Source organism: Tardiphaga sp. 37S4 (assembly GCF_021044645.1).
Lineage (GTDB): Bacteria > Pseudomonadota > Alphaproteobacteria > Rhizobiales > Xanthobacteraceae > Tardiphaga > Tardiphaga robiniae.
The window spans coordinates 4,102,922-4,116,653 of the sequence record NZ_CP088008.1 but is presented as its reverse complement, the minus strand read 5'-3'; the positions used below and the strand labels follow the sequence as shown (position 1 = coordinate 4,116,653).

Genomic DNA, 13,732 nt, shown 5'->3' with positions numbered 1-13,732 from the left:
AATGCTTGTTATTTGGAACGCTTCTATTGGCGGTGACGCGGCCGTCCCTCTAACCCCGATCCATCATATGAGGGCATCCATCATCGAATATGTCGATGCGGATGAGATTTGGGGATCGCCTTGAACAACACCATTCGTCTGTCGCGTCTCGCGCTTCTGTCGTCGGTCTGCGCGCTCAGCGTCGTCACGCTCGATACGTCGCTGGCGCAGTCCAGTTCCACGCAGACCGGTGCGCAGCCTTTGCCGCCCGTGGTCGTCAACCAGCCGCAGCAGCGTCGCCGCGCGGCCGCCGCGCCGAGCCGCACGCCGCGCGCCCGCACCGCCGTCGCCCCGCGTCCGGTGGCGCAGCCCCCGCGCAGCAACGTGTTCGTGGAAAGCCCGCGCGGTCCGATCCAGGGCTATGTCGCCAATCGCAGCTCGACCGGCACGAAGACCAACACGCCGATCAACGAGACGCCACAGGCGATCTCGGTGGTCGGCGCCGAGCAGATCCGCGATCAGAGGCCTCGCAGCTTCGACGACGTCCTGCGCTATGTGCCGGGTGTTGCAGCCGGCACCTTCGGCTCCGACTTCCGCAACGACTGGTTCCTCATCCGCGGTTTCAAGTCGGACGACAACAGCGTGTTCCTCGACGGTCTCCAGCTGTTCTACACCTCTTATGCAAGCTGGAAGCTGCAGCCGTTCAACATGGAGCGCGTCGAAATCCTGCGCGGTCCGTCGGCGATCCTCTATGGCGGCTCGAGCCCCAGCGGTCTCGTCAACGTCGTCAGCAAGATGCCGCAGGCACAGCCGATCCGTTATATCGAAACCGGCGTCGATAACTTCGGCAATGCCTATTTCGGCTTCGACATCAATACGCCGATCAAGCTGGCTCCAGGCAATGGCGAGCTCTACACCCGCATCGTTGGCCAGGTGCAGAACGGCGGCACGCAGACAGACTTTACGCCGAACAACAACTACTTCATCGCGCCGTCGCTGACCTGGAAGCCGAATGTCGATACCACGCTGACCATTCTGGGTTCGGCCTCCTACAACGAGACCCGCCCGGCTAACTTCCTGCCTTATGTGGGCACGGTGACCAATGGTCCGTTCGGGCGGATTCCGACCAGCTTCTATTCGGGTGAGCCGAGCTTCGATCATTTCAAACGCGAGCAGGAAATGCTCGGCTATCAGTTCGAGCACCATCTGTCCGACAACGTCACCTTTCGGCAGAATGCGCGCTTCGCCCATGTCGACGTGAACTACGCAGGTGTCACCGGCGGTGGTCTTGCAAACGCAACGACCGGAGATTTGTCGCGCTTCTCGTTCGCCACGCGGGGCATTGCCGATCAGGCCAACATGGATAGCCAGGTCGAATATCGTTTCACCACAGGCATCCTCAGCCATACCGCGCTGTTCGGCCTCGATCTGAAATACTATTCCATCAGCGACGTGCAGGCTTCTGGTTCTGCTGGCAACTTGAACGTGATCAATCCCGTCTATAGCGGCGCGCCGCCGATCACGTCGACGCCGTTTCGCAACTCGAACCTGACGCAGCAGCAGCTTGGCGTCTATCTGCAGGATCAAATCAAGCTCGACCGCTTCACGCTGGTGCTGAGCGGCCGCAATGACTGGGTCGACGTCAACGATGTCGGTCGCAATCCGAACGCTGCCGTATTGGGGCGTGACGACAGCAAGTTCAGTGGCCGAGCCGGTCTGATCTACAACTTCGACAACGGTTTGGCGCCCTATGTGTCGTATGCCACCAGCTACAATCCGGTGATCGGGCTTAATTTCTCCACCAACACGCTGTTGTTGCCGGAAACTGGCCGGCAGGCCGAGGTCGGCGTCAAGTATCAGCCGGTCGGCTTCGATGGTCACTTCAGTTTTGCCTATTTCGACCTCAAGCGTCAAAACGTGCTGACCGCCGACCCGCTTAATCCGCTGCAGTCGATCCAGAATGGCGAGCAGACGTCGCGTGGTCTCGAACTGGAAGCCGTCGCTAATCTCGCGCCGGGGCTCAAGGTTGTTGGCTCGTTCACGACCTACAATCTCTTCGTGAGCAAGGACGGCGATGGGACGATCGTCGGCAAGGTGCCGACCAACACGCCGCGCCAGCTTGCGTCGGGTTGGGCCGACTACACCTTCCAGGACGGCATCCTGCGTGGCTTCGGCTTCGGCGGCGGCGTGCGCTACGTCGGCTCGTCCTTCGCCGATCAGGCCAATACACTCTCGGTTCCGTCGCGCGTACTCGGCGATCTCGCCGTTCACTACGACTGGCAGAATTGGCGCTTTGCCGTCAACGCCAACAACGTCACCGACGAGATCTATGTCGCCAACTGCTCGACCGCGAATGCCTGCTTCTATGGCGATCGACGCCGGGTGACCGGCAGCATCGGCTACAAGTGGTAACGGTACGGGCGAGCGAGCCGGCACGACAATAGGTCGCCATACGTCAAGCTCGCCGCACGGTCGCCACGTCAAAATGATCTGCTCATGTCGTCTCCGGCTTGCCGGGGACGACATTTTCAATAGCTGAAGAAGGATCGATCCCCTGAAAGCGCGTACGGCCCGCATCTGGTCGCTGATCCACAAATGGACCAGCCTTGTCTCAACCGTCTTTCTGCTGCTGCTGTGCCTCACGGGCCTGCCGTTGATCTTTCATCATGACATCGACGAGGCGCTTGGCTATGCGCCGAAGATGGATGTGCATGTACCGGGCGCGGCGAAGCTCAGCCTGGATGCCATCGGCCGCGCGGCGATCGCAGATCATCCCGGCAGTGTGTTGCTCTATATGGCCTGGGATAAGGACGAGCCCGGCATGGTCTCGACCTTCACCAACACGTCGGTGACCTCCGATCCGCAGACCACGGTGGTGAAGGCATTCGATGCCTATACGGCGAAACCGGTGGGTCTGCTCGGCACCGGCCCGATGCTGGTGATGTTGCGGCTACACACCGACATGTATCTCGGTCTCCCCGGCAAGTGGTTCATGGGCGTTATGGGTTTCCTCTTCATGATCGCCATCATCTCCGGCGTGGTGCTGTATTGGCCGTTCACGCGCCGGCTGAATTTCGCGGCGATCCGCAAACAAAAATCGCGCCGGGTGTTGTGGCTCGACTGGCACAATCTGCTCGGCGTGGTGACCATCGTGTGGGCGCTGGTGGTCGGCGGCACCGGTGTCATCAATGCCTATGCCGAGGTCATGCTCGGTATCTGGCAGCGTAACGAATTGGCTGCCATGGCTGCGCCCTATGCCGGCAAGCCGACACCGGCGCAGCTCGCGTCGCTGGACAAGGTCCTTGGCAATGCCATGAAGGTCGCGCCGGGCATGGACCCAGCCTTCGTCGCATTCCCCGGCACGCCGTTCACATCGACGCATCACTTCGCGGTCTTCTTGCGCGGCGATACCCCGCTGACCTCACGGCTGGTGAAACCCGTGCTGCTCGATGGGGAGACCGGTGAGGTCTCCGATACCAGCGAGCTACCGACCTATCTGAAAGCCGTGCTCGTCTCGCAGCCGCTGCATTTCGGCGACTATGGCGGCATGCCGCTGAAGATCATCTGGGCGCTGCTCACGGTCTTCACCATCATCGTGCTTGGCAGCGGGCTGTATCTGTGGGCGGTCAAGCGCAGCAAGGTCAGGCGCGGGGCGCGGCTGTCTGCCGGCGCGACGGCAGCACTTGGACGATCGTCATGAGCGAGGTGCAGGAGCGCAGGGCGAGCTGGTGGCGCGTGTTCGGCGCGCCGATCGTTGTCGGCGTCTTATCGCTGGCAGGCTTGCTGTCGGCGCTGCTCGCCGGCGATCCCGGCCGCTATTTTGCGTGGTTCGGCGTCGGGCTGCCGATCGCGATCGTGGTGTGGGCGTATTGCCGGAAGTGACTGAGAAAGCAGGGTGGACCAGCGAAGCGTAATCCGCCGCTTCTCCGGCATCGTAATGCCAACGGCAGATTATGCCTTCAGCTAATCCGCCGCTGGCCTATGAGGTTACCAGCGCCGATCCCAGTTATTGTTCCAGCCGTTATTCCATCCATTGTCCCAACCGTCCTGCTGACCGCGTATCGCGCGGCTCTGGCCGCGGCGCTGGTCGCCGTACGCCAGCATCGGGTTCTGCATGCAGTCGCCGCGCTGGCCGCTCACGGTGGCCATGCACTGGTTATAGGAGGTGAACGTACAGCTCGGATTGAAGCCGGTGGCCGAGGTGCGCGAGCACCATGGATATTCGCGGGCCATGGAGGGCGTGGCGCCCATCACGACCAGAAGTGCAGCTGCTGCCAGGATTGAGCGCATGTCGATTCTCCCTTGAGGTCTGAAATCGATAATGCGCAGCCTACATTGCTGTTCCCGCCTGCGACAGTGGATCGTGATCACACCGGCATACCCGAGCTTCAAACAGCGGTGATGCGCATCAGTCCGTCAGTGTGGCCGCCATCGCATCCAGTGCTGCCCGTGCGGCCTCCGGCGCAATCTCGATCTGCAGCCCGCGCTGGCCGCCATTGAGATAGACCGTATTTTCCGACAATGCCGCCTGCTCTATGGCGACCGGCACGCGCTTCTTTTGTCCGAACGGGCTGATACCGCCGACGTGATAGCCGGTCATCCGTTCGGCGTCGGCCGGGCGCATCATCTTCGCGCTCTTGCCGTGAAACGCTCCGGCGAGCTTCTTCATGCTGACCTCCTTGTCGGAGGGCACGACGACGCAGACCGGCTTGCCATCCACCTCGGCCATCAGCGTCTTCAACATGCGTTGCGGCGCAATGCCAAGCGCTTCCGCTGCCTGCAGGCCGATGCTCTCGGCGTCGGGGTCGTAATCGTAGGTATGCAGGGTGAACGCGGCGCCGAGCTTGCTCAGCGTCTGCGTGGCACGGGTGGTTTTGGACATGTCAGACTCAAGGGAATTGGGACGCTCAAGCAGTGGTGAATTCAGACGACCTCGGACACGGGCTGCATGTCGATAGCAAAACTTTCGAGGAATTTCGAGGTCATGATGTAGAAGCCGACCGCGAGCTGCAATTCCACCAGCGCGCCCGGCGTCAGCCTGGCTGCGATCGCCTTGAAGGTCGCGTCGGTGGGGCGATGCAGTTTGACGATCTCATCGGTGAACGCCAGCGCCGCGCGCTGCGTGTCATCGAAACATGTCGCCGCCTGCCAGTCGTCCAACGCGGCGTTCTGTTCGTTTGACACGCCCACATAGCCGCCGATGCGCTTGTGTGCGGCGACTTCATACGGCGCCTCGCAAAGAATGCCGGTGCGGGTGATCGCCAGTTCGCGGATGACGGGATCGAGCTCGCCCTTGTTGCGGATGGCGCCGCCGAGCCGGCAATATTGTTCGAGGTAACTGGGCGAATGCGCCATCATGCGGAAGATGTTGGCATTGCGGTTCTTGCCGAGGATCTCGCGGGTGCGTTCGCTGGCTGTGGCGGGGTCGCTGTAGTCGATGCGGGCCATGGGTCCTCCCTTGAGATCGCCGTCGCGCCCTCCTGATGGGGCGCGTTCGGGCGAATGGCCGTGCCGTTGTAGCCGAGCAGGGATAGCTCTGCCAGATCGCGATCGTCAGGCCTGCGTGTCGTATTCAACATTGCAGGCGCTTGCGCATAGTGGTCAAAGGGGGGCCCGTCATTCTGGCGGGGCCATGCGCCGGTCTCGATTCAATGACAAAAAGAGAAGACCCAAGGAACGTTTCGAGCGACGTTGCACCTCGCAAGACAGGTATTCGACTGTTCGTCCCCATCCTGGCGGGGGCACGGCTTGGCGAGCGTATGATTGCTTGCCTGGGTGCACTGCTGGGCATCGTGCTCACGGGATTGATCTGCCGATCTGTGCTGGGCGACAGCTCCAGCCTGCCGCTGATCGTGGCGCCGCTGGGCGCTTCCGCTGTGCTCCTCTTTGCAGTCCCGACCAGTCCGCTGGCCCAGCCTTGGGCGATCATTGGCGGTAACACCATCTCGGCTTTGATCGGTGTCGCTGTCGCGCATCTGGTGCCCGATCAGATCTTGGCGATCGGCTTCGGCGTATCACTCGCCATCGCCGCGATGTCCTTTGCGCGCTGCCTGCATCCGCCCGGCGGCGCCACGGCGCTGACGGCCATCATCGGCGGGCCCATCGTGACCGCATCGGGATATCTGTTTCCATTCGTGCCCGTTGGCCTGAACTCGGTGCTTCTGGTCGGGCTGGGCTATCTGTTCCACAAGATCTCGCGGCGGACCTATCCGCACAGGGCGCCGGTGCCATCAGCAAATCCGCATCAGACATCGGACATCAGCCCGGAGCTCCGGGTTGGCTTTCGCGCCGAGGATATCGACAAGGCGCTGGAAGCGCTCAGCGAGACCTTCGATATCAGCCCCGATGATCTCGAAACATTGCTGCGGCAGGTCGAACTGCAAGCCATGCTGCGTTCGCACGGCACGATCCTGTGCGGAGACATCATGTCGCGCGATGTCGTCACGGTCGGATTGCGGGATAGTGCCGAGCTGGCCCGCTCGCGGCTGCTCCTGCACAATGTCCGCACGCTCCCCGTTCTGGGCAAGCAGGGACAGCTCGTCGGAACGGTCGGCCTCCGCGAGCTGATGAAAGAATCGGGCGATGTCGGAAAATCCATGTCGCCCGCAGCGACGGCGACGATGCAGACGCCCGCGGTGACCTTGCTGCCGACGCTGACCGATGGACGAACGCACGCCGTCATCATCGTCGATCAGGACCGCATAATTCAGGGGCTGATCACCCAGACCGATTTGCTCAGCGCCGTCGCGAAGCTTGTTCCTGTTGCCGTGTAGGCGATCGCGCACCTGCAAGTCCGTGGACGGAATGAAGCTGCAATTCGGTTGAACAATCTGTAGCTGGAGATATGGTTCTCGCGCAGCGTTAAAACTCACAGCGAGGCCGTCATGCGATCTTCACGAATTTCCGTTCTGAAGCTTGTGCTCGGCCTGAGCATGTTCGCCGCCGCGTTTTGTAGTGAGGGCGTCATCGCAGAGGAGGGACGGACCGTCGTGTGGCCGACCCAGGGCTGGCAGACATCGACGCCGGAAGAGCAGGGCGTCGATTCGGCAGCGCTCGCCAGGCTGGTTGAGTCCGGTGCTCGTCAAAGCATGGACAGCATTCTGATCGTGCGCCACGGCCAGATCGTACTGGATGCCTATTACGCACCGTACAGCGCGGACATGCCTCACGTGGTCAACTCCGTCACCAAGGCCGTGATCGGCACGCTGACGTCATTCGCCTTGAAGGATGGTCTGCTGACGGGCATCGATCAGCCAGTGCTGCCATTCTTTGGCGAGCGCAGCATCCTCAACCTCGATGACAGAAAGAAAGCCATCACGCTTCAAGGTCTGCTGGACATGACCTCCGGACTGACGTGGGAAGAAGGGCTCGGCGAAGGACCACCGCTATCGGTGATCGACATGGAGCGAAGCCGGAACTGGATCGAGTTCATCCTCAATCGACAGATGGCCGCCACGCCCGGAGACGGCTTCAATTACAATAGCGGCAATCCGCATCTGCTGTCCGCGATCCTCACCAAGGTAACGGGGATGAGCGCGGAGGATTACGCCAAGGCGCGGCTGTTCGGCCCGCTGGGTATCACGGCATGGAAATGGCGTCGCGATCCGCAGGGCATCTCGACCGGCGGATACGGTCTGGCGCTGCACCCACGCGATATGGCGAAGTTCGGCTATCTCTACCTGCGCAATGGCGAGTGGGAGGGTAAACCGCTGGTGCCGCGGGACTGGATCGACAAGGTGAACCACGCCACGGTGGGCATGCACCTCTCATTTGCTCCGGCATGGCGTTATTCGAATTTCTTCTGGGCTCTTCCCGACAGCAACGTCTATTGGGCGAGTGGCTATCATTGTCAGTTGATCGTGGTCTATCCAGCGCTGGATCTCGTGGCGGTGACCACAGGCAGAAACGGCTGCGCCGTGACGAATCTCCTGCCGTCCATCGCGGCATCTATCAAATCCGAGACTGCAATACAGCCGGACACGGCCGGCACAGAATTACTGGCGAGCGCCCTCCGCGCCATATCGACAGAGAAGCCGTCAGAGGTCGGACCGACGTCGGAGATCGCATCGACGATCTCTGGCAAGACCTATGCGTTCGCCCGCAATCCGCTGGGCGTGAAATCGCTGACGCTGACACTGGTCGGCTCGAACCCGCATTATGATTTCGAACTCTACAGCCGCAATTCGGCACGGCCGCCCGAGATGATCAGCGGCCCCATCGGGCTCGACGGGCTGTATCGCAAGGGAAAGGACACGCCCTATGGGCCGCTTGCGGTGAAGGGACGGTGGCTGGATGATCGCGCGTTCGAAGTCGAACGCATCAACATCGGCGCGAGCGAACTGTCGCGGACATGGACGCTGTCATTCGATGGCGACAAGGTCAGTCTTCGCGGCAAGAACTATGAAGGTGTCGATGTCGCAATCGACGGACAGTCGGGCGGGTGATCGCCGAAAGGCACGGGAAGTCCCGAGACCTCCCATGCGGTCTTGCAGCGTCAGGCTGGCATGATGCCTGGCGCCCGGCGTGGCCATTTGGCGATAACTTCGGGTGCCACCTTGAGGTGTTGCGCGACGAGAGCCGGTGGCGTGTGCGTTAGCCAGTCGGACAGCGACACTTCCTCGTAATGCGCCGTGCGGAACACCTCGATGAATTGCAGATCCGTGTCGCCGGTGTTCTCGATATAGTGGCCGAAGTTGCGTTTGACGTAGCCGACATCGCCCGCTGTGAAGTCGATGGTGGTGGCGTTCGGGCCGGAATTGAACAGGGTCATCCGCGCGCGGCCCGCGAGATAGTACTGCCACTCGTCGGCATTCGGGTGCCAGTGCATCTCGCGCATGCCGCCGGGCTTCACCGTCACCAGCGCCACCGCGATCGTCGCCGAAGCGGTGAAGTTGCTGGTGTCGGCAATCCGGATCTCGCCGTTGCGTGTCGATTTGACCGGCTTGGACGATCCCAGCGAATAGGTGAAGGGATAGAGCGCGACATCCGCATCGCGATAGGACGAGGCCTGATCGGCCGCGAGCGAACCGGGAACCGTGCCCTGGAAGATCCAGAGATTTTGCAACGGGATTTTCGCGAAGCTTTCGACCGGCACGCCGAAATTCTTGGCCAGGATTTCCGGCGGTGTGTGCGCGATCCAGTCCGACAGCAGCAGCGTATTGAACTCGTTGGCCTGACCGTCATCGAAGCAGATCACGAATTCGCAGCCATCGGGGCCGAGGCCCTGCAGCGAATGCGGCGCGCCGGAGGGGAAGTACCAGAGGTCCCCCGCGTTGACATCAGCCACATAAGGCCGACCCTGATTGTCGAGCACGGTCACCCGGCACGAGCCGTAAGTCATGATCGCCCATTCGCCGGCCTGGTGCCAATGCATCTCGCGGATGCCACCGGCGGTAAGCCGCATATTGACGCCGGAGATCGTGGTTGAGATCGCAAAGTCTGCTTGCGTCACCTGCCGTGCCCAGCCGCCGTTCTGGATGCGCCGCGGTGCATTGTTGAACGTGGCCCAGGGCAGTGCCATGCCCCCGATATCGGTCGCCGGTGGCAATTGCGAGGATGGGAACTGGCCGGCGATGATGGGATTTTGCGGGCCGGGATCACTCAGATTGTTCGGCCCCTTGGCATTGATCGCGCCCTGCGGCGGCAGATCCGGATTGCCGAATGTCGCGGCCTGTGCCGATGCTGCGGCGGTCATCACGATGCCTGATGCTGTTGCTGCCATGAGATCTCTCCGTGAGAACATGGGACGTCCTCCTGTTGCGACGCAGATCTGCGTCATGATTGTCGGATCGATGAAAGCGTTGCGCGCCGGGTACGCCCGACGCGCGCCGTTAGGGGAAAGAAACAGCTCTACTTCTTGACGCCTGCGGCTGCGAGGATCAGGTCGGCGACTTGCTTCGGGTGCGACACCAGCGAGAGATGGCCGGCATTGAGTTCGATCGTCGTCGCATTCATGCGCTTGGCGAGGAAACGCTCGAGATCTGGATTGATCGTCTTGTCCTCTTTCGACACCGCATAGAATGATGGCTTGTCATGCCACGCGGCTGCTGTGGTGCGGCCTGCGAAGATCGATGCGGCGGTCGAGCCCTGCACGGCATAGAGCACTTCGGCCTGCTTGCGCGGAACGCCATTGGCGAAATATTTCAGGAACGAGTCTTCGGAGAGCTGGGTGTAGCCATCATGGGTCTGGATGCCGGCACGCACTTCACCCGTCGGAAACTTTCCGGACAGCGCCACGAAGTCCTCATTGGCGTCCGGCGCGCGGGCTGCGACATAAACCAGCGCCGAGACCTTCGGGTCGGTGCCGACGTCGCTGATCACCGTGCCGCCCCAGGAATGCGCGACCAGCACGGTCGGGCCGTCCTGCAGCGCCAATGCGCGGCGCGTCGCGGCATTGGAGTCGTCCAGCGAGCTCAGCGGGTTTTGCACAGCCGTCACATGCAGTCCTGCCTTCTGCAGCAGCGGAATGACCTCGGCCCAACTCGATCCGTCGGCCCAGGCGCCGTGCACCAGAACCACGTTCTTTGCCTTTACGGGCGCTGCGGTTGCAGCCTGCGCCATCGGCGCCGTCAGCAGGCACATGGTCGCCATCAGCATCGCACGCAGCGTCATCTTGGAGAGGGAGTTCATCAGCATGGTATCACCATTCGGTTGCCGGCGATTGTCCTCGCCGGAGGGATGAAGGAAGCATGGATGTTGCACTTGACGGGCTCGCGCCGGTCAGCTCGAACGGGAGCGGATCGGCATGACATTATCGGGTTTACGGGATGGCAAGGCCGCGGTGAATCGGACGGTGGTGTGCAGCCGGCATACCTAGGTTTATGGCTACGAATACGCAGGGCCGGCGCCGACTGTTACGTCGGCGAACCCAGCGGTAACGGAATGGTGAGGGCTACAGCATGATCGACTATGTCACCGTGGATGTGTTCACGGACCAGCGTTTCGGCGGCAACCCGCTGGCGGTCGTTCCGGATGCGCGTGGCATCGACGATACGCTGCTGCAGAAGATCGCCACCGAGTTCAACTATTCAGAAACGACCTTCGTGTTTCCCCCGGATGATCCCGCGCATACCGCACGCGTTCGCATCTTCACGCCGACCAATGAGATTCCGTTCGCCGGTCATCCCAATGTCGGCACCGCCTTCGTGCTTGGCCGCCAGGGCACGGCCTTCGGCAGGCCTGTCGGCGATCGCATGGTGTTCGAAGAGAAGGCGGGCCTCGTCCATCTCGATCTCTTGCGCGATGGCGGTGCGATTGTCGGCACCGGCTTCGTCGCGCCGCAGCCACTCACGATGCTGGGTGAGATTGACCGTGACATAATGGCCGCCTGCGTATCACTCGCGCCCGATGCCATCGTCACGTCAACACACGGGCCGCGCATGGTGTCTGTCGGTCTGCCTTTCGCGGTGGCCGAACTGAGCAGTCTCGATGCGCTGGCGTCCGCGCGGCCAAACACAACGGCCTTCGAGCAGGCCGAACAGAAACACCGGCATCGCGACGATCGTTTCTCGGCCTTCGTCTATGTCCGTACCGGCGATGGTATCGATCACCTGCGCGCGCGGATGTTCGCGCCGCTCGACAATGTCCCCGAAGATCCGGCCACCGGGAGCGCCTCTGCGGCGCTCGCGGCCTATCTGGTGAGTCTGGATCCGCGTCGCGACGCCGTCTGTGCCATCACCATCGAGCAGGGCGTTGAGATGGGGCGCCGCAGCCTCATTGAGGTCGAGGTGCGGAAGCGTGATGGACATGTGGAGAGCGTTCGTATTTCCGGCCGTTGCGTGCCGGTGATGCAGGGCCGTATCGACGCATCGCCCGGCAGATCTCTCACGCGCCACAGGGCCAGCGACTTGTCGGCATAGTCGCCGGCAGCTTCCGTACAGCCTTCGTTGATCACGGCTAGGGGAGCAGGAAACAGGAACGGTGCGTGCTGCAGATTGAGCACGCGCCAGTCACCGTCCTCGATATCGCGATTGGCTGATGCGTCGGGAAATGTCGTGGTCAGCAGCCAGTGGGTGCCGGAGCGTTTCAGATTGGCGATGGCGCGGTGGATGTTGGCGAACGACAGATGCACAAGGCAGTCGCGGCACAACACCAGATCGGCAGCGGGCAGGGGATCGCTGACGAGATCGAGTCGGGCAAAATCGATATGGCCTGCATTGCCATAGTGCGCGGCATTGGCTGCCACCATATCCGGAACGATATCGGCGCCGAGATAGCGGATACCACCGAGGTCCATCTGCGCCATCCAGGTGAAATCGCCGCAGGGCAAATCGAGAATGGATTGCACCCGCAATCGCCGCAGCAATTGCGTGAGGTCGCGGCGGAGTGACGTTGTTGCGTCGAGTTCGGAGCCGAGGCCGGATTGCGATTTTTCAGCGCCCCACAGATTGGTGCGATAGATCAGCTCGAAACGCGTGGTAAGATCGAGCCCGTCGAATTCGCAGCGTCGCTCGGCGAAGCGAAGTTCGGCCAGAACCGGTGTGCGTCGCCTCGATCTGTCCATTCGGTGCCCGCTGCAGCAACGGTAAATCAGAGTTCCACAGCCAGCTTCGATCTGAAGTTCGCCGTTGTAAACACTCGCTAAACACGCTCTGGAATCATTGTTCTTGTAATTCGGCTGAAATCATCTATATTGCAGTTATTCGAATATATGCTCTGGCTTGTTGACCGCGCCGTAATCGGCTCCATTCCCCAAGACATCGTTGAAATCGGATCGGGCTCACGCGATGTCGCGTAGGGCTCGCGCATTCGCACATCTTGGAGAATAGTTATGGCAGTCGGTACAGTTAAGTGGTTCAACGCGACCAAGGGTTTCGGTTTCATTCAGCCTGATGACGGCGGCCAGGATGTGTTCGTTCACATCAGTGCAGTCGAGCGCGCTGGATTGGGTTCGCTCAATGAAGGCCAGAAGGTTTCTTTCGAAGCCAAGGCTGACAAGATGCGCGGCAAGACCAGCGCGGAAGATCTCCGCGCGATCTGAGCTTGAAGGTCCTGAAATTTCCACGGATGTACTGGGATTTCTCGACCAACAAGTTTTGTCGCCTCATAGATTTTGAATGACTGAAGCCCGTCGGTGATCATCACCGGCGGGCTTCATGCTATACGCATGATCATACGCCCGATTTCAGCGTCCCATATGAGGATCGATCAAGATGATTGAACGTCTGGATACGCTCAAGGCGGCGCGTATGCGCATGATCGAGGAACGTGATGCGCACGCAAAAGTGCTGGCGGCGCCCTTCAATCGCGACAATGCGGAACGGGCTCGCATGAAGTTTGTCGAGATTCAGAACGTGGTCGACGCCATCGATCGCGCCATCGTCGGTGAGCAACTCGTCCAGTAGCGCCGGCTCTAGCCGATCAGCGCGCGTAGTTCCGCGATCATCTTCGTCGTCTCGAACGGCTTGCCGAAGAAGCGGCTGTCGTCGGGCAGATCGTTCTTGGCGACCTGCAAATGGCCGGAAACGATCACGATCTTGATCGGTGGCCAGCGGTTGCGTACCGCGTGGGCCAGTTTCAACCCGTCCATGCTTCCAGGCATCTGTACGTCGGTGAACAGCAGAACGATGTCGTCGCGCGTTTCCAGAATTCGCACGGCCTCGTCGGCATTGTTGGCCTCGATGGCGAAGAACCCGGCTTCCTCGACGATGTCGGCCGCGTGAATACGGAGCAGAGGCTCGTCCTCGACGATGAGGACGGCGGGCCGCTGCATGTCACGTGCATTGAGTTCTTGGAGTGATGCCATAAAAATTGG

General features: G+C 61.2%; 14 protein-coding genes and 1 pseudogene. 8 read left to right on the top strand and 7 right to left on the bottom strand.

The window, feature by feature from the left end; all coding sequences use genetic code 11:
* Positions 1-120 precede the first annotated feature (120 nt).
* The 3 genes from LPB73_RS19510 to LPB73_RS19500 all read left to right on the top strand — a co-directional run bounded on the left by LPB73_RS19510 (position 121) and on the right by LPB73_RS19500 (position 3,861).
* Positions 121-2,391, top strand: coding sequence for a TonB-dependent siderophore receptor (locus tag LPB73_RS19510; protein WP_231077893.1), 2,271 nt, complete (start codon positions 121-123; stop codon positions 2,389-2,391).
* 133 nt (positions 2,392-2,524) lie between these two features.
* Entirely contained in the window at positions 2,525-3,679 is a 1,155-nt protein-coding gene (locus LPB73_RS19505) for a PepSY-associated TM helix domain-containing protein (protein WP_349768813.1), read from the top strand.
* Positions 3,676-3,861 (top strand): hypothetical protein, encoded by a 186-nt coding sequence (locus tag LPB73_RS19500; protein ID WP_231077892.1) that lies wholly within the window; start codon positions 3,676-3,678, stop codon positions 3,859-3,861. The genes LPB73_RS19505 and LPB73_RS19500 overlap by 4 nt, the downstream gene beginning before the upstream one ends.
* 105 nt (positions 3,862-3,966) lie before the next feature.
* Here LPB73_RS19500 and LPB73_RS19495 read toward each other — a convergent pair whose 3' ends face one another.
* The 3 genes from LPB73_RS19495 to LPB73_RS19485 form a co-directional block, all read right to left on the bottom strand.
* Entirely contained in the window at positions 3,967-4,269 is a 303-nt protein-coding gene (locus LPB73_RS19495; RefSeq protein ID WP_231077891.1) for a DUF3551 domain-containing protein, read from the bottom strand.
* Positions 4,270-4,387: 118 nt separating this feature from the next.
* A complete protein-coding gene (gene ybaK, locus LPB73_RS19490; protein WP_231077890.1) occupies positions 4,388-4,861 on the bottom strand; it encodes a Cys-tRNA(Pro) deacylase in 474 nt (157 codons plus the stop codon).
* A gap of 41 nt (positions 4,862-4,902) precedes the next feature.
* Positions 4,903-5,427 (bottom strand): carboxymuconolactone decarboxylase family protein, encoded by a 525-nt coding sequence (locus tag LPB73_RS19485; protein WP_231077889.1) that lies wholly within the window; start codon positions 5,425-5,427, stop codon positions 4,903-4,905.
* Between the two features lie 203 nt (positions 5,428-5,630).
* Here LPB73_RS19485 and LPB73_RS19480 point away from each other — a divergent pair, with 203 nt between their 5' ends.
* Both LPB73_RS19480 and LPB73_RS19475 read left to right on the top strand, forming a co-directional pair.
* Positions 5,631-6,752 carry an HPP family protein gene (locus LPB73_RS19480; RefSeq protein ID WP_414716809.1) on the top strand — a complete coding sequence of 374 codons (1,122 nt, stop codon included), beginning with the start codon at positions 5,631-5,633 and terminating at the stop codon, positions 6,750-6,752.
* Positions 6,753-6,863: 111 nt separating this feature from the next.
* Positions 6,864-8,423 carry a serine hydrolase domain-containing protein gene (locus LPB73_RS19475; RefSeq protein WP_231077887.1) on the top strand — a complete coding sequence of 520 codons (1,560 nt, stop codon included), beginning with the start codon at positions 6,864-6,866 and terminating at the stop codon, positions 8,421-8,423.
* A gap of 50 nt (positions 8,424-8,473) precedes the next feature.
* On the opposite strand, the gene LPB73_RS19470 is transcribed toward LPB73_RS19475, so the two are convergent.
* Together LPB73_RS19470 and LPB73_RS19465 are read right to left on the bottom strand one after the other, a co-directional pair.
* Complete coding sequence (locus tag LPB73_RS19470) at positions 8,474-9,721, bottom strand: cupin domain-containing protein (RefSeq protein ID WP_231077886.1); 1,248 nt, start codon at positions 9,719-9,721, stop codon at positions 8,474-8,476.
* A 107-nt stretch (positions 9,722-9,828) separates the two neighbouring features.
* Positions 9,829-10,590 (bottom strand): alpha/beta fold hydrolase, encoded by a 762-nt coding sequence (locus tag LPB73_RS19465; protein WP_414716913.1) that lies wholly within the window; start codon positions 10,588-10,590, stop codon positions 9,829-9,831.
* Positions 10,591-10,877: 287 nt separating this feature from the next.
* Here LPB73_RS19465 and LPB73_RS19460 point away from each other — a divergent pair, with 287 nt between their 5' ends.
* Entirely contained in the window at positions 10,878-11,837 is a 960-nt protein-coding gene (locus LPB73_RS19460; protein ID WP_231077885.1) for a PhzF family phenazine biosynthesis protein, read from the top strand.
* A 221-nt stretch (positions 11,838-12,058) separates the two neighbouring features.
* Here LPB73_RS19460 and LPB73_RS29205 read toward each other — a convergent pair.
* A pseudogene (locus LPB73_RS29205) lies at positions 12,059-12,214 on the bottom strand (class I SAM-dependent methyltransferase); the annotation flags it as partial.
* Positions 12,215-12,748: 534 nt separating this feature from the next.
* Here LPB73_RS29205 and LPB73_RS19450 point away from each other — a divergent pair.
* Both LPB73_RS19450 and LPB73_RS19445 read left to right on the top strand, forming a co-directional pair.
* Positions 12,749-12,958 carry a cold-shock protein gene (locus LPB73_RS19450; RefSeq protein ID WP_068731259.1) on the top strand — a complete coding sequence of 70 codons (210 nt, stop codon included), beginning with the start codon at positions 12,749-12,751 and terminating at the stop codon, positions 12,956-12,958.
* A gap of 172 nt (positions 12,959-13,130) precedes the next feature.
* The gene (locus tag LPB73_RS19445) at positions 13,131-13,322 is read left to right on the top strand and encodes a hypothetical protein (protein ID WP_231077884.1); all 192 of its coding nucleotides are present in this window, start codon (positions 13,131-13,133) and stop codon (positions 13,320-13,322) included.
* Between the two features lie 8 nt (positions 13,323-13,330).
* Here the strand turns inward: LPB73_RS19445 and LPB73_RS19440 are convergent, their stop codons facing one another.
* A complete protein-coding gene (locus LPB73_RS19440) occupies positions 13,331-13,723 on the bottom strand; it encodes a response regulator (RefSeq protein ID WP_231077883.1) in 393 nt (130 codons plus the stop codon).
* Between the last annotated feature and the right edge of the window lie 9 nt (positions 13,724-13,732).

Excerpts from the sequence above, each read along its gene's own strand:
- LPB73_RS19500 (WP_231077892.1), top strand. The coding sequence starts at position 3,676 with ATGAGCGAGGTGCAGGAGCGCAGGGCGAGCTGGTGGCGCGTGTTCGGC.
- LPB73_RS19495 (WP_231077891.1), bottom strand. The coding sequence starts at position 4,269 with ATGCGCTCAATCCTGGCAGCAGCTGCACTTCTGGTCGTGATGGGCGCC.
- ybaK (WP_231077890.1), bottom strand. The coding sequence starts at position 4,861 with ATGTCCAAAACCACCCGTGCCACGCAGACGCTGAGCAAGCTCGGCGCC.
- LPB73_RS19485 (WP_231077889.1), bottom strand. The coding sequence starts at position 5,427 with ATGGCCCGCATCGACTACAGCGACCCCGCCACAGCCAGCGAACGCACC.
- LPB73_RS19480 (WP_414716809.1), top strand. The coding sequence starts at position 5,631 with ATGACAAAAAGAGAAGACCCAAGGAACGTTTCGAGCGACGTTGCACCT.
- LPB73_RS19475 (WP_231077887.1), top strand. The coding sequence starts at position 6,864 with ATGCGATCTTCACGAATTTCCGTTCTGAAGCTTGTGCTCGGCCTGAGC.
- LPB73_RS19470 (WP_231077886.1), bottom strand. The coding sequence starts at position 9,721 with ATGTTCTCACGGAGAGATCTCATGGCAGCAACAGCATCAGGCATCGTG.
- LPB73_RS19465 (WP_414716913.1), bottom strand. The coding sequence starts at position 10,590 with ATGACGCTGCGTGCGATGCTGATGGCGACCATGTGCCTGCTGACGGCG.
- LPB73_RS19460 (WP_231077885.1), top strand. The coding sequence starts at position 10,878 with ATGATCGACTATGTCACCGTGGATGTGTTCACGGACCAGCGTTTCGGC.
- LPB73_RS19450 (WP_068731259.1), top strand. The coding sequence starts at position 12,749 with ATGGCAGTCGGTACAGTTAAGTGGTTCAACGCGACCAAGGGTTTCGGT.
- LPB73_RS19445 (WP_231077884.1), top strand. The coding sequence starts at position 13,131 with ATGATTGAACGTCTGGATACGCTCAAGGCGGCGCGTATGCGCATGATC.
- LPB73_RS19440 (WP_231077883.1), bottom strand. The coding sequence starts at position 13,723 with ATGGCATCACTCCAAGAACTCAATGCACGTGACATGCAGCGGCCCGCC.